Genomic DNA, 22,205 nt, shown 5'->3' on the forward strand with positions numbered 1-22,205 from the left:
ATGCCCTACGTCTTAGCCCTGGACCAGGGAACCACTTCCAGCCGCGCCATCGTCTTCGACCTCGAGGGAAAGCCGCTGGCTCAGGCCCAGCAGGAGTTCACCCAGCACTTTCCCCAGCCTGGCCTTGTCGAGCACGACCCCCTGGAGATCTGGCAGTCGCAGCTCCAGACCGCCCGCGAGGCCATCCGGCGTTCCGGGGTGGCGCCCTCCCAGCTCGTGGCCATCGGCATCACCAACCAGCGCGAGACGGTGGTGCTTTGGGAACGCGCGACGGGCAAGCCGGTGTACCGGGCCATCGTCTGGCAGGACCGGCGCAGCGCGGGAATCTGTGAGGAGCTCAAGGCCCACGGCTACGAGGAGGTCTTCCGCCAGAAGAGCGGGCTGGTGCTGGACCCCTACTTCTCGGGTACCAAGCTCAAGTGGCTGCTGGACGAGATTCCGGGCCTGCGCGAGCGGGCGGGGAAGGGCGAGCTGTGCTTTGGCACCGTCGATTCCTGGCTGATCTACAACCTCACCGGCGGCCAGGTGCACGCCACCGACGTCTCCAACGCCTCGCGCACCCTGCTGTTCAACCTGCAGACCCTCGAGTGGGACCCCCACCTGCTGGGGGTGCTGGGCATCCCCAAGGCGCTGCTGCCGCAGGTGCGGCCCTCGGCGGGGGTCTACGGCCACACCGTGGCCGAGCTGCTGGGGGCTTCCATCCCCATCGCGGGCGTGGCGGGCGACCAGCAGGCTGCGCTCTTTGGGCAGGCCTGCTTCAAGGCGGGTATGGCCAAGAACACCTACGGCACGGGATGCTTTCTGCTGATGAACACTGGCCACAAACCGGTGGCTTCGCAGCGGGGCCTGCTGACGACGGTGGCCTGGCAGCTCGAGGGGGAGCGACCCGAGTACGCGCTCGAGGGCAGCGTCTTCATCGCGGGGGCGGTGGTGCAGTGGCTGCGCGATGGGCTGGGCATCATCCAGAAATCCAGCGAGGTCGAGGCCCTGGCCAAGAGCGTGCCCCACACCGATGGGGTCTACCTGGTTCCGGCCTTCGTAGGGTTGGGCGCGCCCTACTGGGACGCCTATGCGCGGGGCACCATTGTGGGGCTCACGCGGGGCAGCACCAAGGCCCACATCGCCCGGGCCGCCATAGAGGCCATCGCCTACCAGGCCCGCGACCTGGTGGGAGCCATGGAGGCCGACTCAGGGCTCCGGCTCAGTGAGCTGCGCGTGGACGGCGGGGCCAGCGTCAACGACATGCTGATGCAGTTCCAGGCCGACATCCTGGGGAGGGCGGTGTTGCGCCCCCAGGTCACCGAGACCACCGCGCTGGGCGCGGCCTACCTGGCGGCCATCGGTGTGGGGGCGCTGAGCAAAGCCCAGATCGCCGAACGCTGGGCAGTGGACAGGCGCTTCGAGCCGCAGATGAGCGAGGAGGAAAGAAGCCGCCTCTACGCCGGCTGGCAGAAGGCGGTGGAGCGGGCGAGGGGTTGGGCGCTGTAGCTCGCGCTTCACATCCCCGCTGGCGGCTTTATCCCCTATAATCGGGGTGGAGGAGTGCTATGGCGAGCCCAATTCAGGAGATGCTCGAGAAAGCCCGGCAGGTGGCCGAGAATACCCTAAGGGAAGCCGAAGCCCGCTTGGGCGAGGTCAAGGCCAGCCTGGATAAGGACAAAGACGGCATCCCCGATGCCATCGAGGGGCTGATGCGCCAGGCCCGCGAGGCGGCGGAAAAGGCCAGGGCCAAGCTGGGTGAGGTCGGAGCCAGCTTGGACAAGGACAAAGACGGCATCCCCGATCAGCTCGAGCAGCTCTCCGAGCAGGCCAAGCAGGCCGCCGAAGCCGCCAGGGCCAAGGCCGAGGAGCTGGCCAAAGCCGTCCGCGAGCGCATGGGGGGAAGGTAGGGTCTGTGGGGATGGAAGCCGGGCGCTGGCTGGTGCTTTTGGGGGTGCTGCTGGCCCTGCTGGGGCTGGCGATGATCTATGCCCCGAAGCTTCTGGGCTGGTTCGGCCACCTGCCAGGGGACATCCGCCTGGAGCGCGATGGCTTTCGGCTTTACTTCCCCCTCACCTCGATGCTACTGCTCAGCTTGGCGCTGAGCCTTCTGCTCAACCTGCTCGCTCGCTGGTTTCGCGGCTAGTGAAGGCGGCTACCTTAGGGCTGACCGGTAGTCGGCGGGCATTTATCCCTTGGCGTCCAGGAAGGCCATCGGCAATCCCGTAGCCTCCACGATGCGCGAGAGCATGGTCTGGGCGATGGAGCGGGCGTACTGCTTGGCGACCTCGGCGTTCTCCCCGGCGAAGTGCTCATCGACGGTGGTGGTGAAGAGCTCGAGCCAGCGCTCGAAGTGCTCGGCTTTGAGGGGTTTGCGGGCGTTGAGCGCGAGGTGCTTGTACATCATGCCGCCCTTGTAGGCCCCCGTGCGGAAGAGGATGTTCTCCCAGAAGTCGTGCATGGTGGGGAGGTGGGCCTGTAGGTCGAGCCCCTCGAAGAGGTGGCCGATCAGCGGGTCGCGGGTGGCTTTGCCGTAGAAGGCGTTGACCACCACGGCGATGTCGGCGCGGGAGGTGATGTCCGGCATGGAGAGCAGCATAGGGCAGGGCTGGGGGTGGCTACAGTGAGCAAAGTCCCTGCCTATGACTGAACGCTGCCGATAGTCGATGGCTAAAGGCAAGACGCTCGACTTCAATACGCCACTTTTAGCCCCTCGAGGTAGCGGAATACGTTCTTGGGTTGGTATTTGAACTCCTGGGGCAGCAAGCGCAGCTCGGGGAGGCGCTCGAGCAGCACCCTGAGGGCGGTCTGAAGCTCGACGCGGGCCAGCGGAGCCCCAATGCAGTAGTGCAGCCCGGCGCCGAAGGCCAGGTGGGGGTTGGGGTTGCGGGTGATGTCGAAGGCCTCGGGGTCGGCGAAGACGGCGGGGTCGTGGTTGGCGGAGGCGTAGTAGAGCACCAGCTTGGTACCGCGCTCCCAGCGCCACCCCTTGTACTCGAGGGGCTCGAGGACGTAGCGCTCGAAGAATTGCAGCGGGGTGTCGTAGCGCATCATCTCCTCGACGGCGCTGGGGATGAGGCTAGGGTCGGCTTTGAGGCGGGCGTAGGCTTCGGGGTGGGAGAGCAGGGCCTTCATGCCGTTGCCCATGACGTTGACCACCGCCTCGTGTCCGGCGTTGAGCAGCAGGATGCAGTTGTTGACGAGCTCTTGTTCGCTCAGGCGCTCGGGCTCGCGGTCGTGCACCTGGAGCATGGCGCTGAAGAGGTCGTCGCCGGGCTGCTGGCGCTTGAGGGGGATCATGGCCCGCAGATAGGCCGCGAACTCCTGGGCGCAGCGGATGGCCTCGGCTTCCATGGCCTTGGTGCGCTCGGGTTCGAACCAGCCGATGATGCCCTTGGACCAGGGGACCAGGTGGTGACGGTCGGCCTCGGGGATGCCCAGCAGGTCGGCGATGACGGTGACGGGGATGGGCTGGGCGAAGTCGTGGATCAAGTCGGCCTGGCGGGAGGGGCGCTTGAGCAGCTCGTCTACCAGCCGCTCGCACAGGGCGTGGATCTTGCCCGAAAGCTCGCGCACGCGCTTGGGGGTGAAGGTTTGGTGGAAGACCTCCTTGATGCGGGTATGGTCGGGGGGCTCGAGCTCGAGGATCGAGCCTAGGCGGGTCTGCTCGAACTGCCACTCGTACTCCCCCCACCGCGGGTGGTTCTCCAGCACCCTCCCCAACCTGCGGTCGCGCAGGAGGGTGTTGACGTCGTCGTAGCGGGTGAGCACGTAGGCGCCCCACTTCTCGAAGAAGAAGATGGGGCTTTCCTCGCGCAGGCGGCGGTAGGTGGGGTAGGGGTTGGCGAGGAAGGCGAGGTCGGTGGGGTCGAAGGATGGGGTCATAGTAGCGGATAGCCCAAATGTAGCAAAAACCCCGGCCAAAGGACCGGGTTATAAGCGGTGACAGCCTCAGGCGCCGGTTTGCTGGGGGATGTGCTTTTGCAGCCGGGCCTCGAAGTTGCGCTTGGGCTGGGCGCCCACGAGCACCTCGGCGGGCTCGCCGTTCTTGAAGAGGATGATGGTGGGGATGCTCATCACGCGGTACTTCATGGCCGTCTGGGGATTGGCGTCCACGTCCAGCTTGCCCACGGTGACCTTGCCTGCGTACTCGCTGGCCAGCTCCTCGATGATGGGGGCCACCATGCGGCACGGGCCGCACCACTCGGCCCAGAAATCGACCAGCACCAGCTCGTTGTTCTTCAGGGTCTGCTCAAAATTGGCATCGGTCACTTCGATCGGCTTCGCCATAGCTTGCACCTCTAGAACCTGCTTTCTTTCCGTCCGGCTTGTCGTGAGAAACCCCAGCCAAGCGGGCGCACGGGCCTACTCTAGCACCGTCCCACCATCCTAAGGGGAGCGGGGGCACCTTCTGGGTAAGCGCTGATACTTTGGGTAAGTGGACTGGCTCGAGGACGACCCCCTTTGGGACGGGGCAAGCCCCATACACCTGGCGAACACCCCCGAGTTCGCCCGGGCCCGCGAGCTGTGGCAGCGTGGGGCGTTCTGGGAAGTGCACGAGGTGCTCGAGCCCTTGTGGGTGCGGCTGGAGGGCGAGCAGCGCGAGGTGGTGCACGGCCTGATCCTGCTGGCCGCCGCTTTGCACAAGGCCCGCTCCAGCCCCACCGGGGGCTGGCGCAACTTCGCCAAGGCCCTGCGGCACCTGGAGGGTCTGCCGGGCGTCTATGCCGGGCTCGACCTGAGCCAGACCATCGCCGAGGTGCGGCGGGCGCTCGAGCAGCCCGGCTACCACCCTCGGCTCTGCTTTGCTTCGTCTTGAGCGGGCCACCCCTGTGCGCACGGGACGGTAAGCTAGGGGCGTGCAATCGTTCGTCTACGCCTACCGGGGCGGTCTGATCGAGAACCGCCACCGCCTCTCCCTCGCCATCGTCGATCCCGCAGGAAAGCTGCTGGCCTCCAGCGGCGACCCCCAGCTCAGGGCCCACCTGCGCTCCAGCGCCAAGCCCTTTCAGGCTCTGGCCCTCTACCTGAGCGGGGCGGTAGGACGCTTCGGCCTCACCTCCGAGGAGGTGGCCCTGGCCTGTGCCTCCCACGATGGGACGCCCCGCCACGTCGAGGTGGCCGCGGGCTTCCTGCGCAAGCTCGGCCTCGAGCCCTCCGCCCTGGTGTGTGGCATCCACCCCCCCTTCTCCCGCAGCGCCCGCAAGGCGCTCGAGCACGACGGGCACAAACCCACCGCGCTGCACAACAACTGCTCGGGTAAGCACACCGGCATGATGGCCGCTGCGTTGGCGATGGGGGAGAGCCCCCAGGGCTACGAACAGCCCACCCACCCCGTCCAGCGGCTCAACCTCCAGACCCTGCGCGACCTCTCTGGCGTGCCCGACGTGCCTTATGGCGTGGATGGGTGCAGCGTCCCCACCTTCGTGCTGCCCCTGGCCGCCGCCGCTAAGATGTTCGCTCACCTGGCCGCCCCCGAGAGCGCCCCCGAGCCCTACCGGGCGGGTCTCGAGGCCGTCTACCAGGCCATGCGCACCCACCCCGAGATGGTGGCTGGCTTCGAGAGCATCGACACCGTGCTGATGCAGAAAGTGCCCGGCCTCCTCGCCAAGCGCGGCGCCGACGGTTACTACGGCATGGCCCTGCGCGAGAGCCCTTGGGGTCCCATCGGCGTCACCCTCAAGGTCGAAGACGGTTCGCAGGCCGCCCGCGAGCCCGCCGTGGTGCGGCTTTTAGAGCTCCTGGGCGCGCTCTCGCCCGAGGAGCCTTTGGAGTGGCGCAGGCCGCTGCTCAAGAACCTGCGGGGGCTCGAGGTCGGCTGGCTGGAGGCGAGGCTCGAGCTGCGGTGGACTTGATGTTTGGCTATGGGGGTCGCGGTTTTGGTATACCGGCCCTTGACCTCCGACCCTCGAGCCTTGACAATCTACGGGTATGCGAGGCTTGTCCCAGCGCGTCAAGGCGCTCAAACCCAGTGCTACGGTAGCGGTCAACGCCAAGGCCCTCGAGCTGCGCCGCCAGGGCGTGGACTTAGTCGCCATGACGGCGGGCGAGCCCGATTTCGACACCCCCCAGCACGTCAAGGACGCGGCCATGCGGGCCATGCAGGCGGGCAAGACCAAGTACGCACCCCCGGCGGGCATCCCCGAGCTGCGCGAGGCCATCAGCGCCAAGTTCAAGCGCGAGAACGGGCTGGAGATCCCCCCCGAGCAGACCGTGGTGACGGTGGGCGGTAAGCAGGCCTTGTTCAACCTCTTCCAGGCCATCCTCGATCCCGGCGATGAGGTGATCGTCATCGGGCCCTACTGGGTTTCCTACCCCGAGATGGTGCGCTTCGCGCAGGGCAACCCCGTCGAGGTGCTCACCGGCCCCGAGTCGGGCTTTGTGCCCGACCCCGAGGAGATCGAGCGCAAGGTCACGCCGCGCACCAAGGCGCTGGTGCTCAACTCGCCGGGCAATCCTACCGGCGCGGTGTACCCGCCCGAGGTCATCAAGGCCATCGCCGAGCTGGCCAACAAGCACGACTTCTACCTCGTCTCCGACGAGATCTACGAGCACCTGATTTACGAGGGCGAACACTTCTCCCCGGCCTCTATAGCCCCCGAGCGCACCATCACCGTCAACGGCGCGGCCAAGGCCTACGCCATGACCGGTTGGCGCATCGGCTACGCGGGCGGGCCCAAGGAGGTGATCAAGGGCATCATCGACGTCTCGAGCCAGTCCACCACCTCCCCCGACACCATCGCCCAGTGGGCCATGGTCGAAGCCCTCACCAACGTCGAGGCCTCGAGCCGCTTCATCGCCATGGCCCGCGAGGCTTACCGCAAGCGGCGCGACCTCATCGTAAAGGGCCTCAACGACATCGGCCTCACCACCCCCATGGTCAACGGCGCCTTCTACGTGCTCTGTGACACCAGCCGCATCGACCCCGACGAGAGCAAGGCGGCCTTGCGGATGCTCGAGGAGGCCAAGGTCGCGGTGGTGCCCGGCACCGACTTCGCCGCGCCCCACCACGTGCGCTTCAGCTACGCCACCAGCGAGGCCAACATCCACAAGGCGCTCGAGCGCCTGGCCGAGTTGCTCAAGGTCGGATAAACGCCGCGAGCCCATGGCTCGTGACGCGCGGCCTCCCACTGCGCGCTTCTTTCGCCGCCAGCCCTCGCTTTTGCCGAGGGGCTGATGATCGATGGCGTGCAAGGCGGTATGCTAGGGCTGGCCAATGAAAGCGGGTCCATTCAACGCTATTACCGACGTGCCGGGGATCAAGGTGGGGCACTACACCGACGCCTTCAACCTCACCGGCGTGAGCGTGGTCTTGGTCGAGCAGGGGGCAGTGGCCGGGGTGGATGTGCGCGGGAGCGCGCCGGGAACGCGGGAAACCGACCTGCTCCACCCGGCCAACCTGGTCGAGCAGGTACAGGCCATCGTGCTCTCGGGAGGAAGTGCCTATGGCCTCGAGGCCGCCGGCGGCGTGCTGCGCTACCTCGAGGAGCGCGGCCTGGGCTACCGGGTCGGCGAGCGCGAAGTGGTGCCCATCGTGCCGGCGGCGGCGCTCTTCGACCTCTCCGTGGGCAGCTATGCGGTGCGACCGGGCGCTGAGCAGGGCTACCAGGCGGCGCTGGCGGCCCACGGTGGGCCGGTGGAGCAGGGAAACGTGGGAGCTGGGACCGGGGCCAAGACCGGAGGGCTCAAGGGGGGGCTGGGCAGCGCCAGCGTGGTGCTCGACGACGGCCTGCGGATCGGGGCCATCGTGGGGGCCAACGCGCACGGGCGGGCCTGGGACCCCGTGAGCGGGGAACTCTACGCCCGCTGGCTCGAGCTAGGAGGGGAGTTCGGCCTCAAGCACCCGCCACGCCTCATTCACACCCCCCCGGACTACTCCTACATGTTCGACAGCCCCCTCCAGCTGCACAACACCGTGATCGGGGTGGTGGCCACCAACGCTCGACTGAGCAAGGCCCAGGCCCAGAAGGTGGCCATGATGGCTCACGATGGCATCGCCAGGGCCGTCACCCCGGCCCACACCATGTTCGATGGGGACGTGATCTTCGCCCTGGGAACGGGCGAGGTCGAGCTCTCGACGCCGGCTCAGCTCAGTCGCCTGGGGGCCCTGGCCGCCGACGTCTTCGCGCGGGCGCTGATCCACGGCCTGCTGCACGCCCGCTCGGTGGGGGGCTTGCGCTGCTACCGGGAGGTCTATGACGCCTGAGGACCTCGCCGCCCTCGCCCGCCGCGCCGCCGAGGCGGTGGAGGCTGAAGAGGTGGTGAGGCTAGCGCAGAAGCTCGTGCAGATCGAGAGTTACTACCCTGGCCCCGGCGAAGGGCCGGTGGTGGCCTACCTCGAGCCCTACCTGCGCGGGCTGGGTTTGAGGACCACCGTGCAGCCGGTGGCTCCGGGCCGCCTCAACCTCATCGCCGACCTGGGCGAGGGGCCGGGTGGCCTGATCCTCGAGGGTCACACCGACGTGGTGACCCACGGGCGGCTGGAGGACTGGCAGGTGCCCCCCTACGCCGGGCTCATCCAGGACGGCAGGCTCTACGGGCGCGGCTCGTGCGACATGAAGGGTGGGCTGGCGGCGGCCATCGTCGCGGCGACCACCCTCAAGCGGGTGCTGGGTCAACCTCCCCGTACCCTGCGGCTCGCCATTCCCTGCGATGAGGAGGGTTTGATGGCGGGCATCAAAGCCTTCGTCAAGGCCGGCTATGCCGAGGGCTTTGCCGGGGCCATCGTCTGCGAGCCGGAGGAGATGGAGGTATGCCTGGTGCAGAAGGGGGCCATGCGGGTATGGGTGCATTTTGAGGGCAAGATGGCCCACGGGGCCATGCCTTATGCCGGAATCAACCCCATCCCGGCTGCCGCCTGGTTCGTAGGCCGCATGGCCGAGCTGCAGCTATGGTTGCAATCCACCCCCGACCACCCCTACCTGGGCAAGGGCTGGGTTACGCCCACGGTGCTCGAGGCCAGCGCGGGGGAGGGGCAGTTCAACGTGATGCCGAGCTACGCCCGCGTGGGGCTGGACATCCGCACCAACCCCGACCACGACCACGCGCGCATTTACCGGATGCTCGAGGCCGAGCAGCTGGAGTGCATGCGAAGCTTTCCCGGGGTGCTGGTGGGGCTCGAGGTCTTCGAGGATCGCCCTCCCACCCAGACCGACCCCGCGCAGGCGGTGGTGCGGGCGACCGAGCAGGCCCTCTCTTTACTGGGGATGCCGGTGTGTTATGGTGGAGTTCCGGGCGCGACCGATGGGACTTATCTCTGGGCCTGGGCCAACTTGCCCATCGTCACCATCGGGCCGGGCGGGCGGAGAACGCCCCACCAGGCCAACGAGTTCGTAGAGATAGACGACCTCGTCGCCGCGGCGCGACTATACACCGCGATTTCCGTTCTGATGCTCTACAGGGACTGAAACTCGCGAGGTGAAACCGCCGTGGCGACGGTCCTTTTAGGGCATCTGAAATCCTCAAAGGAGGGCAAAGATGACGAAAGGTTGGTTTTGGGTACTGGTGCTGCTCTTGGGCCTGGCCGTCGCGCAGAACCGGGGGGGGAGCCTCACCGTGGCCATCCAGACCGAGCCCACGGTGTTCGACCCCAGCCAGGCCGCCGGGGCCGACATCGCGCGCATGGTCTACGACAACGTGCTGCAGGGGCTGGTCAAGCGCAACGTCAAGGGCGAGATCGTGCCCTCGCTGGCCGAGCGCTGGACGGTTTCGGCCAGCAGTCTGACCTACACCTTTTACCTGCGCAAAGGGGTCAAATTCCACGACAGAACGCCCTTCGATGCCGCCGACGTGGTGGCCAAGTTCAACCGGGCCAAAGACCCCGACACCAAGCGCAGCGGGCACATCCGGCCCGAGCTCTACCGCGACATCGCCTCGGTGAGCGCGCCGGACAGCTACACGGTGGTCTTCACCCTCAAGCAGCCCAACCAGGACTTCCTCTTCACCCTCTCCCTGCCCGAGAGCACCATTGGCCCCCGCGAGCGCAAGCTCGAGGAGCAGAGGGTCAGGCCCATCGGCACCGGCCCCTTCCGCTTCGCGGCTTGGGAGCGTGGGGTGGGGGTGCGGCTGGAGCGCAACGAGGCGTACTACATCCCTAACCTGCCCTACCTCGACCGGGTCAACTTCCGCTTCATGGGCGATGGCGATGCCCAGCTCGCGGCCTTACGGGCGGGCGACATCGACGTCATCGCTTACTCCATGCTGCCCGAAAACGCCCAGATCCTCTCGCGCGACCCTCGCTTCAAGGTCTTCAGCGGTAGCGGCACCGCCGAGGCCGTGGCCTCGATGAACAACTCGAGGCCCCCCTTCAACGACATCCGGGTGCGGCGGGCCATGGAGTACGCCGTCAACAAGGACGAGCTGATCCAGGGGGCCATGCTGGGCTACGGCACCAAGATCGGCTCGATGCGCTCGCCGGGCGAGGCCTGTTACGAAGACCTCTCGAACTTCTACACCTACGATCCCAACCGCGCGCGGCAGTTGCTGGCCGAAGCCGGCTACAACGCCCAGAACCCCTTGAAGTTCACCTTCACCCTGGCCGCCGAGTTCCCCTACGAGCGCCGCATCGGCGAGGCGCTGGCCGCCCAGCTCAACCGGCTGGGCGTGGTGCAGGTCAGCATCCAGGTCGTCGATTTCGGCACCTGGATCCAGAAGGCCTTCCTGGCTGCCGACTACCAGATGACCATCATCGGGCACGTCGAGGCCAACGACATCGGGCGCTACGCCAACCCGAACTACTACTGGCGCTACAACAGCCCCCAGGTCCAGCAGCTCTACACCACCTACCTGCGCACCAACGACCCCAAGAAGGCCTGTGACGCGCTCAAGGCCATGCAGCGCAAGCTGGCCGAGGACGCGGTGAGCATCTGGACCATGAGCCTGCCCGCGCTGGGGGCCTACCGCGCCAACGTGATGAACTGGCCCGGCGCTTCGCTGAGCCCCGGCATCCTGCTGGCCGAGGTGTATTTGGCTAAGTGATGTCGTGCAGCCATGTGGCCCTACCTTGTGCGTCGCTGCGTCGTCGCCCTGGCTACGCTGTGGCTGGCCTCGAGCCTGGTCTTCCTGGCGCTGCTCGTCATCCCCGGTGACCCGGCTTCCATCATTCTGGGCTTCGGGGCCGACCCCGAGCGGGTAGCGGCGTTGCAGGCCCGCTTGGGGCTGGACAAGCCGCCCCTCGAGCGCTACGTGCTGTGGTACGCCGGAGCCCTGCGGGGCGACCTGGGCGAGTCCATCCGCTATAGCTCGCCTGTGAGGAGCGAGATCGCTCGAGGCCTGAGCGTGACCCTGCCGCTGGTGCTGGTCGCGCTGACGCTGGCCACTTTGATCAGCGTGCCGCTGGGTATCCTGGCCGCGCGCCGGGCGGGGAGCTGGCTGGACGTGGGCATCTCGGCGGGAGCCCTGCTGGGCATCGTGCTGCCCTCGTTTTGGGTGGGGCTGATGTTCATCTACTTGTTCATCGTGCAGCTCAAGCTGCCACTGCCCACCAACTTTCCCATCGAGGGCTGGCGCGATCCCCAGCGCGCGTTGCTGGCCCTGGTCCTGCCCATCCTCACCGTGACCCTTTCCCGCTCGGCCCTGCTGGTGCGCATGGTCCGCGGCAGCGTGCTGGAGGTGCTCTCGCAGGACTATGTGCGCACCGCACGCTCGAAGGGCCTCTCCGAGCGGGTGGTGCTCTACAAGCACGCCCTCAGGAACGCCGCCTTGCCGGTGGTGACGGTGCTGGGGCTCGAGTTCTCCCAACTCCTCATCGCCGCCGTGATTGTGGAGACGGTCTTCGGTCTGCCGGGGCTGGGCTCCTTGTCGCTCACGGCCATCAGCGCCCGCGATTTTCCCCTGGTGCAGGGCATCGTGGTGGTGCTGGCGGCCTTCATCGTGCTGGCCAACCTGATCGTGGACCTACTCTACGCCTACCTCGATCCGCGGGTGAGCTATGCGTGACCGATCGGCCAATGGCGTCTCCATAGGGGGCAAGAGCACCTGGCGGCGCCTGCCCCTGGCGGTGAAGATCGGTGGCCTCATCATCCTGCTGGTGCTCTTGGGCATGGTGACGGGCTGGCTCAACCCCACCGACCCCAACGCCACCGGCCCCAACCGGCTTTCCCCGCCCTCGCCCCAACACCCCCTGGGCACCGACCTGCTGGGCCGCGACCTGCTGGCGAGGGTGCTGGCGGGGGCCCAAAACGCCCTGTACGTGGGGGTAATCGCGGTGGGGATCGGGCTCTCGCTGGGGGTATTGCTGGGGATGCTGGCAGGCTACTTCGGCGGCTGGATCGACTCGCTGCTCTCCTTCGTGCTCGACAGCCTCTACGCCTTCCCGGCCCTCCTGCTGGCCTTGCTGTTCGCGGCGGTGTTCAACCCCGGAGCCACCAGTTCCATGGCGGCCATCGGCATCGCAGCGGTGCCGGCTTTTGCCCGGCTGGCCAGGGCCGGGGTGCTCTCGGTCAAGGCCCAGCCCTACGTCGAGGCTGCAAGGGCACTGGGGATGGGCTCGGCCCGCATCATCGTCCGCCACGTGCTGCCCAACATCCTCGGACCCCTGGTGGTGCAGGCCAGCCTGGCCTTCGCCGCCTCCATCCTGGCCGAGGCCGGGCTGTCCTACCTGGGCCTGGGCACCCAGCCCCCCACCGCGAGCTGGGGCCGCATGCTGCGCGAAGCCCAGAGCTACCAGGAACTCTCGGTCTTCCCGGTGCTGTGGCCGGGCCTGGCCATCGCCCTCACGGTGCTGGGCTTCAACCTGCTGGGCGACGGGTTGCGCGACTGGCTCGACCCCAGGCGGCAGAACCGCTAGAGGGGGCCCGTGGGGGACCTGGGGAGCCGTCAGCTATCAGCCGTCAGCCATAAGCAAAAGGCTCGAGGCCCGCGGCCTGTGGCTAGTGGTGAAAGGGACCCCACCCCGCCCCTCCCCGCGGGCGGGGAGGGGGTATCCCCTCTGCCCCCCTTGCTAAGGGGGGTGAAGAAGGGGTGTTTGGCGTTGGGCGTTTGGCTATCGGCTATCGACCATCGACCATCACCGCCCCACACACCCCCTTTAGCGTTAAGCTGGGTCGAACCAAAGGAGGAACTCGATGAATTACGCCGACATGTTTCGCCTCGAGGGCCAAGTTGCGCTGGTGGTGGGCGGGGGTTCGGGCATCGGGCAGGCTTCGGCTGAAGCCCTGGCGGCCCACGGTGCGCGGGTGGTCGTGGCCGATGCGCGGCTGGAGGGGGCCAGCCAGACCCTCGAGCGCATCCGGGCGGCGGGAGGAGAGGCCGAGGTCGCACACCTCGACATCCGCGACGGCGCGGCGGTGCGCGCGCTGGTGGGGGATATCGTCGCCCGCCATGGCCGGCTGGACACCGCCGTCTCCACTCCCAGCATCAACGTGCGTAAGCCCCTGCTCGAGTACACCGACGAGGAGTTCGAGCGGGTGGTTTCGCTCAACCTCAAGGGCACCTTCCACGTCCTGACCGAGGCGGGACGGGTCATGGCTAAGCAGGGCTCGGGCTCGCTGATCGCTTTTTCCTCCATCCGCTCGCTGGTGGTAGAGCCGGGGCAGGGCGTCTATGCGGCCACCAAGGCCGGAACTGTGCAACTGATCCGCACCCTGGCCGCCGAACTCGGCCCCCAGGGGGTGCGGGCCAACGCCATCGGCCCCGGCGTGATCGACACCCCCCTCACCGCCCCCATCAAGAACCAGCCCGAGTGGTACGCCGCCTACCGCGCCAAGAGCGTCTTCGGCCGCTGGGGCAGGCCCGAGGAGGTCGCCGGAGCGGTGGTGTTTTTGGCCTCGAGGGCCTCCTCCTACGTCACCGGCACCATCCTCTTCGTCGATGGTGGCTGGACGGCGGTGGACGGGCGCTTTACGCCGCCGCTGTGAGAAGAGCTATGGGCACCCGCTCACCACTTCCTGCGCCGCTGGGGCAAGAGCAAGAGGGCCACCCCGATCACCACGCACATGTCGGCTAGGTTGAAGATGGGGAAATCGCGGATGGGGGCGACGTTGGTGGTCATGTCGATGTAGTCCACCACCGAGCCGCGGCCGATGCGGTCGATGGCGTTGCCCCAGGCCCCGGCTGCGATCATCGAGAGGGCCACCGTCTGCACGCGAGAGAGGCGAGGGTTGCGGTAGAGGTAGTACAGGATTCCGAACCCCACGGCTACGCTGATGTAGGAGAGCCACTGGGCCCCACCCGTGAACAGCCCGAAAGCAGCCCCCGTGTTGTAGACCAACGTGAAGTCGAGCAGGCCGGGGATGGCGCTTTTGGAGCCCGAGCTAAGGTGCTGGATCGCGGCCAGCTTGAACACCTGGTCGAGCGCAAGCAGGAACGGGACGATGAACAACGGCATGGCGGGAGTCTATTCGAGCGGGCATGAGCTTGCAAGGAGGAGTTCTCACCGCCCACAGCCGCCCCTTGCTATAGGCGGTATGCGTTTAAACGAGCCCTCTGGAGCGCAGCCACTCCAGGCTCACCCGCGCGCTCTCCAGCGGCCTGGGGCTCTCGTCCTGCTCGACGAGCAGCCAGCGCACCCCGCTCGCCTGCGCGGCCCGCACGGCGGCCTCGACCGGCACCTCGCCCCGCCCGAGCTCGACCGTCCGGCGCCCCTCGTGGTCCTTGAGGTGCACCAGGGGCAGGCGGCCCGCGTACTTGCGCACGTAGGTGGCCGGGTCCTGGCCCCCGGCGTGGGCCCAGGCGACGTCGAGCTCGGCCTCGAGGCTGGGCGCGGCGGCGAAGAGGGCGTCGAAGGCGGGCCGTCCCCCCACCTTCTCCTCGAACTCGAACTCGTGGTTGTGGTAGACCAGCCGGAGCCCCGCCGCCCGGCAGGCCTTGCCCAGCCGCTCGAGCCGCCCGAACAGCTCGCGCCACTTCGCCTCGCTGCCGCGCAGCCCCGCGTCGAGCCAGGGGCACACCAGGTAGGGCGTGCCCAGGGCGCGGGCCAGCGCGACCTGGCCGTCGAGGCCCTGCTCGAGCTGCTCCAGCGGGACGTGCAGCCCGGCCACCTCGAGGCCCAGCCCGTCCAGGAAGCGCCTGAGCTCGCCGGGGTTGAGCCCGCCGTAGACCCCGGCGAACTCCACCCCCTTGTAGCCCATCGCCGCGACCTGCTCGAGGGTCTCCTTGAAGCGGTCGCCCAGCAGGTCGCGCAGGGTGTAGAGCTGGAGCCCGACCCTGGGGCGCGGGGTGTTCTGGGCCCGGCCCAGGCCCTTCGCGGCCAGCGCCGTCGCGGCCACGCCCTGCAGGAATCGCCGTCGGTTCATCGGCCTCATGCCCCCTCAGTCATACCGGCCCGCCGCATGAGGTGCTAGATGACCCGGCGGTTCCAGTTGGCGAGCAGCAGGCTCGAGGCCAGCAGCGCCCCGGCCAGCAGGCACAACAGCGCCGTGACCTCGCTGCGCTGGGGTTTCCACGCCGTCTGGCGCTGCAACTCACGATAGACCTCGAGCAGCCGCTCGGCGGAATCTACGGCGAAATAGCGCCCCCCCGTGACGTCGGCGATGCCCCGCAACTCGGCCTCGTCGAACCCGGCGAAGGGCACGTTGGGGTCGGAGCTGTTCACTGACCCCACCCCGATGGTGTGGACCACGACGCCCAGCTTGGCGGCCTCCCGCGCGGCCTCCTCGGGCTCGATCCCGGTGCGGTTCTGCCCGTCGGAGAGCAGGATCACCGTGGCCGAGCCCAGCACCTTGCCGTCCTCGCCCAGCGGGAAGGCCCGGACGCTCTCCATCAGCCCCTCCCCGATGGCGGTGTTGGGGCGGCGCTCGAGGTAGCCGATCTGCTCGAGCACCTCGGCGTGGTTGCCGGTGAGGGGCGCGTTGAGGACGGCGTACCCCGCGAAGCTCACCAGCCCCACCTTGATCCCCTCGGGCAGCCGCTCCACGAAGTCCTTGGCGGCGGCCTTGGCCGCTTCCAGGCGGCTGGGGGCGATGTCGGTGGCCCGCATGGAGCCGCTTACATCGATGCTGAGCACGATCCCGGCGCTCTGGTCGGGGAGGGGGATCGTGGCCTGGGGCCGGGCCAGGGCCAGCAGGCTCAGGAGCAGGGCGAGCCCGTAGAGCCCCAGTGGCAGGTAGCGCCCGGGATTGCGGCTGTGTGCCGTGGCCTGCCGCCAGCGCTCGAGACCCGGCAGCAGACCGTACCCTTCGCGGGCTTTCCGGCGCACCACCCGCCAGTAGAGCCACGCCAGCAGCGGCAACAGCAACAGAGCCACCAGGAGGTGGGGGGCCTGGAAGGTCATGGACGTAGGGTAGAGCAGGGCTTCCCTCTCATGTTGGGGCGCTGTCACGCTTTGGGGGTGAGGGGTTCCGGGCTTCGGGTGACGGGGGCTCGTGCTCACCCCTTCTCCGCCGGTTCTAGCGTTTTGCGCCCGGCGTACAACTGTGCGCCTGAGCAGTAGCCCCCTCGCTCATCAGCGCCTCGGCCCTGTCCACCACGTATTCCGCAAAGGGCATGGCCGCGGTGAAGGCGGGGGAGATGGCGTTGAGCACGTGCAGCCCTTCGGCGTTGCCCTCGAGCTTGAAGTCCATCACCAGCTTCTTGGCCCGGTGGTCGTAGAGCTGGGCCCGGATGCCGGGGCGGCCCCAGGTGCGGAAGTTCTCGGGGCGGGTGCCCTCGAGCATCTGGGCGGCCTGGCCTACCAGGTAGCGCTGGGAGTACTTGCGCAGCTCCTCGAAGGCCAGCCGCCGGAAGTCGAAGTCGTTGCGCAGGAACAGCATGGCCTCGTCGCGCAGCACCCCTAACGCTTCTACGAGGTTGAAGCCCCCCAGGCCGCTGTAGTTCTCGCGCCAGAAGGCGGGGATGGCGGTGGGCCCGATCTTGGCCTTGCCGTCTACGGTGACGGTGAAGTGCACGCCCAAGAAGGTGTTGCGCAGGTCGGGGACGGGGTAGATGTGGCGCTTGAGGCTGCCCTTGGGCTCCGAGCCGTAGAGGTAGAGGCCCTTGAAGGGCAGGATGCGGTAGTCAAGCCCGATGCCGAAGTCGTGGGCCACTCGGTCGGCGTGTAGCCCGGCGGCGTTGATCACGTAGCCCGCCTCGATGTCGCCCTGTGGCGTGCGCACGGCCTTGCCCCGGCGGCCCAGGTAGGGGTTGGAGAGCCAAAACTCGATACCCTGGGCGCGGGCCTCGGCCACCAGCGCCTTCATGCACTCGAGGGGATCGACGGTGGCGGTGTTGGGCGACCACAGGGCGAGCTGGGTGGTCTTGACCCGGGGCTCGAGTTCCTTGGCCTCCCGCTCGCCGATGAGGTAGGTCTCGACCCCGTTGAGGTCGCCGCGGCGCTTGAGCTCCCGCAGGCCCTCGAGCTCGCCCTCCTGCTTGGCCACCACCAGCTTGCCGCACTCGTTGATGCTCAGGCCGCGCTCCTTCACAAAGGCCTTCCAGCGCTCGTTGCCCAGCCGGGTGAAGCGGGCTTTGAGCGAGTCGGCGGTGTAGTAGAAGCCCGCGTGCAGCACGCCCGAGTTGCGCCCCGAGCCGTGGGCGGCGATGTCTTTTTCCTTTTCCAGCACGGTGATGCTGGCCTTGGGGTGGCGGCGGCGCAGCTCGAGGGCCACGCTCGTGCCTACCACCCCGCCACCGATGATGAGGAAGTCTACGGTCTTCACGGCTTGCTCCTATCCCCTAGCCTATGCTAAGGCGGTGCTATCCCGGGCTGGGGCGTTAGGATTGGTGGCATGAACCCAGTCGCTTTCATCGCAGCCAAGCGCGACGGCCACGTCCACTCTCGAGAAGAGCTCGAGGCCTTTCTCGGCGCCTATTTGCGTGGGGAGGTCCCCGACTACCAGGTCTCGGCCTGGCTGATGGCGGTGTTCTGGCGCGGCATGACCCCCGAGGAGACCACCGCGCTCACCCAGGTCATGGCCGACTCGGGCCACCGCCTCGACCTCTCGGCTTATCCACACCCTGTGGATAAGCACTCCTCCGGCGGGGTAGGTGACAAGACGACGCTGGTCGTAGCCCCCATCCTGGCCGCCTGCGGCTGCACGGTGGCCAAGATGAGCGGGCGGGGTTTGGCCCACACCGGGGGCACCATCGACAAGCTCGAGAGCATCCCCGGCTGGAGCGGCGAGTTGAGCGAAGGGCGTTTTCACGAGCTGGCCCGCCGGGTGGGGCTGGTCATCGCCGCGCAGTCCAAAGACCTGGCCCCCCTCGACGGCAAGCTCTACGCCCTGCGCGACGTGACCGCCACCGTGGACTCGCTGCCCCTCATCGCCTCCTCGATCATGAGCAAGAAGCTCGCCGCTGGGGCCCGCACCATCGTGCTCGACGTGAAGGTGGGGGCCGGGGCTTTCATGAAGACCCACGACGACGCCCGTCGCTTGGCCCAGACCATGATCGCCATCGGCAAGGGGGCGGGCCGCCAGGTGCGGGCGGTGCTCTCGAGCATGGAGCGCCCGCTGGGGCACGCGGTGGGGAACGCCATCGAGGTGCGTGAGGCCATCGCCACCCTGCGCGGTGAGGGGGCGGAGGACTTACGCGAGCTGGCCCTGGCCCTGGCGAAGGAGGTGCTCGAGGCCGAGGGGATGGACCCGGCCAGGGCACGGGAGGCGCTCGAGTCTGGTGCGGCCTTGGAGCAGTTTCGCCGCTTCGTCGAGGCCCAGGGGGGCGACGCGGGGGTGGTGGATCATCCCGAGCGGCTGGAGCTGGCCCCCGCGGTCTGGGAGCTCAAAGCCACCCAAGATGGGGTGGTGGCCGCCGTGGACGCCCTCGAGGTCGGCCTGGCCGTCCTGGCGCTGGGCGGTGGCCGCCTCAAGAAGGGCGAAGCCATCGATTTGGGCGTAGGGGCCTGGCTGGTCAAAAAGCCCGGCGAGCGGGTGCGGGCGGGGGAGGTGCTGGCCCGGCTGCACCACCGGGGCAGGGGGGTGGAGGAGGCCACCCGGCGTCTTAATCAGGCCTACCGATTGGCAGCGGATGCCCAGACCCCTCCCTTAATCCTCGAGGTGCTCCGGGGTTGACCGGGTCGAATTGTCTTGACCGGACTGTAGGCCACATGTCATTCTCACAGCCGTGCGCCGTAGACGACCGGCCCGTTACACCCTATGGCTGGCCCGCACTGGCGCGGCCCCCCGCACCTTCTCGCTGCCGGTGTGGCTTCCGGCGGTCCTCGTGGTCTTCCTGGCCGCCTGGAGCGCCTTTAACCTATACCTGTGGAACCGTACCGCCGAGATGCGCAGCTTACAACTGCGCCTGGCGAGCTTGTCCACCCAGGCCCGCCAGCTCACCCTCAAGCTCGAGGCCGAGAAGACCCGTAACGAGGCCCTGAGCCAGGAGGCCCAGGCGGTCATGAAGAGCCTGGAGAGCCTCGAGGCCGAGATCAACCGCCTGCGCGAGCGGGCTGGAATGCCCAAGATTCGGCTCACCCCCGCCCGCAGCGCCCCCAAGGAACCTAAGGGCGGAGCTGCCCTGCCCCCGGAGGCTGGGAGCCTGTTCCTGCTGGCTAGGGGCCAGCTCGCCGAGGTCGCCGGCGACCTCGGCGAGCTCGAGAGCCGCCTCGATGCCACGCTGCGCCGTGAGGAGGCCATGCCCCGGGGCTACCCCTTGAGGGGCTACTTCCGCGTCGCTTCCTACTTCGGCAATCGCCGCAACCCCTTCGGCGGGCGCGGCTACGAGTTCCACGACGGGCTGGACTTCCCCGCTCCCTACGGCACCCCGGTCCACGCCACCGCTCCCGGCGTGGTGATCCAAGCGGGCTGGAACGGCCCCTTCGGGCAGTCCATCACCCTCGACCACGGCTACGGCTACCGCACCCTCTACGGCCACCTTTCGCGCTTGGGGGCCAGGGTGGGAGAGCGCTTGGAGGCCGGGGAGGTGTTGGGCTGGGTGGGCTCCACGGGCCGCTCGACCGGTTCCCACCTGCACTACACGGTCTTCCGCTACGGGATAGCTGTAGACCCCATGCCATACCTGGATGCTTTAGCCGCCCGTTAGCAACGCCTAATGCTGCTCCGGGTCCCTGGGTGGACCGGGCAGGGCAAGGTAAACTAAGCCGATGTTGAGCCGCGGAAAAACTTCACCCAACGCTTCGCTGACCTACCTGGCTGAAGGCAGCGAATTCGAGGGCACCCTCAAGGCCAAGGGGCAGGTGCGCATCGATGGAGTGGTGCGGGGTTCGGTATTGGTGGAGGGCGAACTCGAGATCGGTCCCAGCGGAATCGTCGAGGGCGAGCAGGTGCGGGCTAAGAACGCCCACGTGCAGGGCAAGGTCCGCGCCGCCGTCTCGGTGGAAGGCAAGCTCACGCTCACCAAGAGCGGGCAGCTCGAGGGCGACGTGCGGGCCAGAGCCCTCGACATCGAGGCCGGGGCAGTCTTCATCGGGCGCAGCCAGACCGGCGAGGTCAAGGCCGCCCTGCCCCAACCCTCCAAACCCGCCAGCGAGTGAATCCTGGGCAGCCCGGAGGGCCATTCGTACGGCCCTCCGGGATTTTTTTGAACTGCGTAAAGGCAAAACCCCGCTCAAACGCGGTAAAGTAGTTGGGCTGTGGCCCTTGAACGTTTGTTCCGCCGTCGGCGCACCCAGGGCGAAGTCCGCGACGTCCCCGAGCTGTGGACCCGCTGCCCAGGCTGTGATGCGCCCATCTACAAGAAAGACCTCGAGCAAAACCTCTACGTCTGCCCCAAGTGCGGCCACCACATGCGCTTTCCCGCCCTGCGCCGCATCGAGTCCCTGGCCGACGCTGGCTCCTTCGAGCAGACCACCCGGCTCAAGCCCGCCGACCCGCTGGAATTCGTGGACACCGAGCCTTATGTCAAGCGTCTCGAGCGCTACCAGAAGGAGGCCGGTCGCCCCGACGCCATCGTGGGAGGGCGCTGCCTGATCGGGGAGGTGCCCAGCGTGCTGCTGGTCATGGACGCGGCCTTCGCCGGGGGTTCGATGGGCAGCGTGGTGGGCGAGGAGATCGCCCGGGGAGCTGAGCTGGCCGCCCAGGAGAACCGCGCCTTGGTGATCGTCTCGGCCTCGGGGGGAGCCCGTATGCAGGAAGCGGCCCTCTCGCTGATGCAGATGGCCAAGACCACCCTGGCCCTCGACCGACTGTGGGCCAGGCGCCTGCCCTACGTCTCCATCCTCACCGATCCCACCACCGGGGGCGTGACCGCCAGCTTTGCCGCCATCGCCGACGTGATCTTCGCCGAGCCGGGGGCCCTCATCGGCTTCGCTGGGCCCCGGGTGATCAAGCAGACCATCCGCCAGGACCTACCCGAGGGCTTTCAGCGCTCGGAGTTCCTGCTCAAGCACGGCATGGTGGACCGCGTGGTGGACCGTCGGAAGCTGAAGGAGGCGGTGGCGCGGGTGCTCAGGCAATTCGCGGGGGGTGCGCGTGCCGCTGGAGTTTGAGAAGCCCATCCTCGAGCTCGAGGCCCGCATCGCCGAGCTCGAGAAGTACGCCCAGGAGAGTGGGGTGGGGCTCGAGGGCGAGCTCTCGGTGCTCAGGGAGCGGCTCAAGAAGCTTCAGGACGACACCTATGGCAGCCTCACACGCTGGCAGCGGGTGCAACTGGCCCGCACGCCGGGCCGCCCCACCACCCTCGACGTGTTGGGCGGGGTCTTCCAGGACTTCTTCGAGCTCTACGGCGACCGCACCTTCTCCGACGACCCGGCCATCGTGGGCGGCTTGGCCTACCTCGAGGGCACTCCGGTGGTGGTCTGCGGCCAGCAGAAAGGCCGTGACACCAAAGAAAACATCCAGCGCAACTTCGGCATGCCCCACCCCGAGGGCTACCGCAAGGCCATGCGCCTGATGGACCTCGCCGACCGCTTCCGCCAGCCCTTCATCGCCTTCATCGACACCCCCGGAGCCTACCCCGGCATCTCCGCCGAGGAGCGCGGTCAGGCCTGGGTCATCGCCCAGAGCATCCAGCGCATGGCCCGCCTGCGGGTTCCGGCCATCGCGGTGATCCTGGGCGAGGGCGGCTCGGGCGGGGCGCTGGCCATCGGCGTGGGCAACCGCGTGCTGATCCTGGAGAACGCCTGGTACTCCGTCATCTCGCCGGAGTCCTGCGCCGCCATCCTCTGGCGCGACGCCAAGGAGGCGGCCAAGGCCGCCGAGGCCCTCAAGCTCTCGGCCCCCGACCTGCTGCAACTGGGCATCGTCGACCGTGTGATCCCCGAGCCGGGCGGCGGGGCCCACCGCAACCCGGCGGCCACGCTGGCCAACCTCAAGACCGCGCTCCTGGAGACCCTGGCCGAGCTCAAGGACCTGGGCCCGGAGGAGCTCTTCGAGGACCGCTACCGGCGCTTCAGGGGCCTGGGCGTCTACGCC

General features: G+C 68.1%; 24 protein-coding genes. 17 read left to right on the top strand and 7 right to left on the bottom strand.

The window, feature by feature from the left end; genetic code table 11:
- Genes glpK through B047_RS0111635 form a run of 3 tightly spaced genes read left to right on the top strand, consistent with a single transcriptional unit; the run spans position 1 to position 2,125 of the window.
- The gene (glpK, locus tag B047_RS0111625; protein ID WP_018467142.1) at positions 1-1,488 is read left to right on the top strand and encodes a glycerol kinase GlpK; all 1,488 of its coding nucleotides are present in this window, start codon (positions 1-3) and stop codon (positions 1,486-1,488) included.
- Between the two features lie 59 nt (positions 1,489-1,547).
- On the top strand, positions 1,548-1,889 hold the full coding sequence (locus B047_RS0111630; RefSeq protein ID WP_018467143.1) for a hypothetical protein: 342 nt from the start codon (positions 1,548-1,550) through the stop codon (positions 1,887-1,889).
- An 11-nt stretch (positions 1,890-1,900) separates the two neighbouring features.
- On the top strand, positions 1,901-2,125 hold the full coding sequence (locus tag B047_RS0111635; protein ID WP_018467144.1) for a DUF2905 domain-containing protein: 225 nt from the start codon (positions 1,901-1,903) through the stop codon (positions 2,123-2,125).
- A gap of 42 nt (positions 2,126-2,167) precedes the next feature.
- Here the strand turns inward: B047_RS0111635 and B047_RS0111640 are convergent, their stop codons facing one another.
- The 3 genes from B047_RS0111640 to trxA all read right to left on the bottom strand — a co-directional run bounded on the left by B047_RS0111640 (position 2,168) and on the right by trxA (position 4,326).
- Positions 2,168-2,566: a group III truncated hemoglobin gene (locus B047_RS0111640; protein WP_018467145.1), complete on the bottom strand. Its 399-nt coding sequence runs from the start codon at positions 2,564-2,566 to the stop codon at positions 2,168-2,170.
- A 104-nt stretch (positions 2,567-2,670) separates the two neighbouring features.
- The gene (locus B047_RS0111645; protein ID WP_018467146.1) at positions 2,671-3,864 is read right to left on the bottom strand and encodes a cytochrome P450; all 1,194 of its coding nucleotides are present in this window, start codon (positions 3,862-3,864) and stop codon (positions 2,671-2,673) included.
- Positions 3,865-3,930: 66 nt separating this feature from the next.
- Complete coding sequence (gene trxA, locus B047_RS0111650) at positions 3,931-4,326, bottom strand: thioredoxin (RefSeq protein WP_275053194.1); 396 nt, start codon at positions 4,324-4,326, stop codon at positions 3,931-3,933.
- Between the two features lie 91 nt (positions 4,327-4,417).
- Here trxA and B047_RS0111655 point away from each other — a divergent pair, with 91 nt between their 5' ends.
- The 9 genes from B047_RS0111655 (at position 4,418) to B047_RS0111695 (ending at position 13,835) form a co-directional block, all read left to right on the top strand.
- Complete coding sequence (locus B047_RS0111655) at positions 4,418-4,798, top strand: DUF309 domain-containing protein (RefSeq protein ID WP_018467148.1); 381 nt, start codon at positions 4,418-4,420, stop codon at positions 4,796-4,798.
- Positions 4,799-4,838: 40 nt separating this feature from the next.
- A complete protein-coding gene (locus B047_RS0111660) occupies positions 4,839-5,834 on the top strand; it encodes an asparaginase (protein WP_018467149.1) in 996 nt (331 codons plus the stop codon).
- A 76-nt stretch (positions 5,835-5,910) separates the two neighbouring features.
- Positions 5,911-7,071 (top strand): pyridoxal phosphate-dependent aminotransferase, encoded by a 1,161-nt coding sequence (locus tag B047_RS0111665; RefSeq protein WP_018467150.1) that lies wholly within the window; start codon positions 5,911-5,913, stop codon positions 7,069-7,071.
- A gap of 124 nt (positions 7,072-7,195) precedes the next feature.
- The gene (locus tag B047_RS0111670) at positions 7,196-8,185 is read left to right on the top strand and encodes a P1 family peptidase (RefSeq protein WP_018467151.1); all 990 of its coding nucleotides are present in this window, start codon (positions 7,196-7,198) and stop codon (positions 8,183-8,185) included.
- Positions 8,175-9,386, top strand: coding sequence for a M20 family metallopeptidase (locus B047_RS0111675; protein WP_018467152.1), 1,212 nt, complete (start codon positions 8,175-8,177; stop codon positions 9,384-9,386). The genes B047_RS0111670 and B047_RS0111675 overlap by 11 nt, the downstream gene beginning before the upstream one ends.
- Before the next feature lie 70 nt (positions 9,387-9,456).
- Positions 9,457-10,956 carry an ABC transporter substrate-binding protein gene (locus B047_RS0111680; protein ID WP_018467153.1) on the top strand — a complete coding sequence of 500 codons (1,500 nt, stop codon included), beginning with the start codon at positions 9,457-9,459 and terminating at the stop codon, positions 10,954-10,956.
- A 12-nt stretch (positions 10,957-10,968) separates the two neighbouring features.
- Positions 10,969-11,916, top strand: coding sequence for an ABC transporter permease (locus B047_RS0111685; RefSeq protein ID WP_018467154.1), 948 nt, complete (start codon positions 10,969-10,971; stop codon positions 11,914-11,916).
- Positions 11,909-12,766: an ABC transporter permease gene (locus tag B047_RS0111690; protein ID WP_018467155.1), complete on the top strand. Its 858-nt coding sequence runs from the start codon at positions 11,909-11,911 to the stop codon at positions 12,764-12,766. The genes B047_RS0111685 and B047_RS0111690 overlap by 8 nt, the downstream gene beginning before the upstream one ends.
- A 277-nt stretch (positions 12,767-13,043) precedes the next feature.
- Positions 13,044-13,835, top strand: coding sequence for an SDR family NAD(P)-dependent oxidoreductase (locus tag B047_RS0111695; RefSeq protein ID WP_018467156.1), 792 nt, complete (start codon positions 13,044-13,046; stop codon positions 13,833-13,835).
- Between the two features lie 20 nt (positions 13,836-13,855).
- On the opposite strand, the gene lspA is transcribed toward B047_RS0111695, so the two are convergent.
- From lspA to B047_RS0111715, 4 genes are all read right to left on the bottom strand, one after another.
- Positions 13,856-14,305, bottom strand: a complete 450-nt coding sequence (gene lspA, locus B047_RS0111700) for a signal peptidase II (protein WP_018467157.1) — start codon at positions 14,303-14,305, stop codon at positions 13,856-13,858.
- An 85-nt stretch (positions 14,306-14,390) separates the two neighbouring features.
- On the bottom strand, positions 14,391-15,212 hold the full coding sequence (locus B047_RS0111705; protein WP_018467158.1) for a sugar phosphate isomerase/epimerase family protein: 822 nt from the start codon (positions 15,210-15,212) through the stop codon (positions 14,391-14,393).
- A 44-nt stretch (positions 15,213-15,256) separates the two neighbouring features.
- Positions 15,257-16,189: a vWA domain-containing protein gene (locus B047_RS0111710; RefSeq protein WP_018467159.1), complete on the bottom strand. Its 933-nt coding sequence runs from the start codon at positions 16,187-16,189 to the stop codon at positions 15,257-15,259.
- Positions 16,190-16,304: 115 nt separating this feature from the next.
- The gene (locus B047_RS0111715) at positions 16,305-17,552 is read right to left on the bottom strand and encodes an NAD(P)/FAD-dependent oxidoreductase (protein WP_018467160.1); all 1,248 of its coding nucleotides are present in this window, start codon (positions 17,550-17,552) and stop codon (positions 16,305-16,307) included.
- Positions 17,553-17,621: 69 nt separating this feature from the next.
- Here B047_RS0111715 and B047_RS0111720 point away from each other — a divergent pair, with 69 nt between their 5' ends.
- The 5 genes from B047_RS0111720 to B047_RS0111740 all read left to right on the top strand — a co-directional run.
- A complete protein-coding gene (locus B047_RS0111720) occupies positions 17,622-18,902 on the top strand; it encodes a thymidine phosphorylase (protein ID WP_018467161.1) in 1,281 nt (426 codons plus the stop codon).
- A gap of 52 nt (positions 18,903-18,954) precedes the next feature.
- Positions 18,955-19,875 (top strand): M23 family metallopeptidase, encoded by a 921-nt coding sequence (locus B047_RS0111725; protein WP_018467162.1) that lies wholly within the window; start codon positions 18,955-18,957, stop codon positions 19,873-19,875.
- Between the two features lie 61 nt (positions 19,876-19,936).
- Positions 19,937-20,326: a bactofilin family protein gene (locus B047_RS0111730; protein ID WP_018467163.1), complete on the top strand. Its 390-nt coding sequence runs from the start codon at positions 19,937-19,939 to the stop codon at positions 20,324-20,326.
- A gap of 99 nt (positions 20,327-20,425) precedes the next feature.
- A complete protein-coding gene (gene accD / locus B047_RS0111735) occupies positions 20,426-21,280 on the top strand; it encodes an acetyl-CoA carboxylase, carboxyltransferase subunit beta (RefSeq protein ID WP_018467164.1) in 855 nt (284 codons plus the stop codon).
- Positions 21,264-22,205: acetyl-CoA carboxylase carboxyltransferase subunit alpha (locus B047_RS0111740; RefSeq protein WP_040779807.1), on the top strand; the 942-nt coding region annotated here is incomplete at its 3' end. The genes accD and B047_RS0111740, both read left to right, overlap by 17 nt.

Origin of the sequence: Calidithermus timidus DSM 17022 (genome assembly GCF_000373205.1) — a bacterium.
In the GTDB taxonomy this organism is placed as follows: Bacteria; Deinococcota; Deinococci; order Deinococcales; family Thermaceae; genus Calidithermus; species Calidithermus timidus.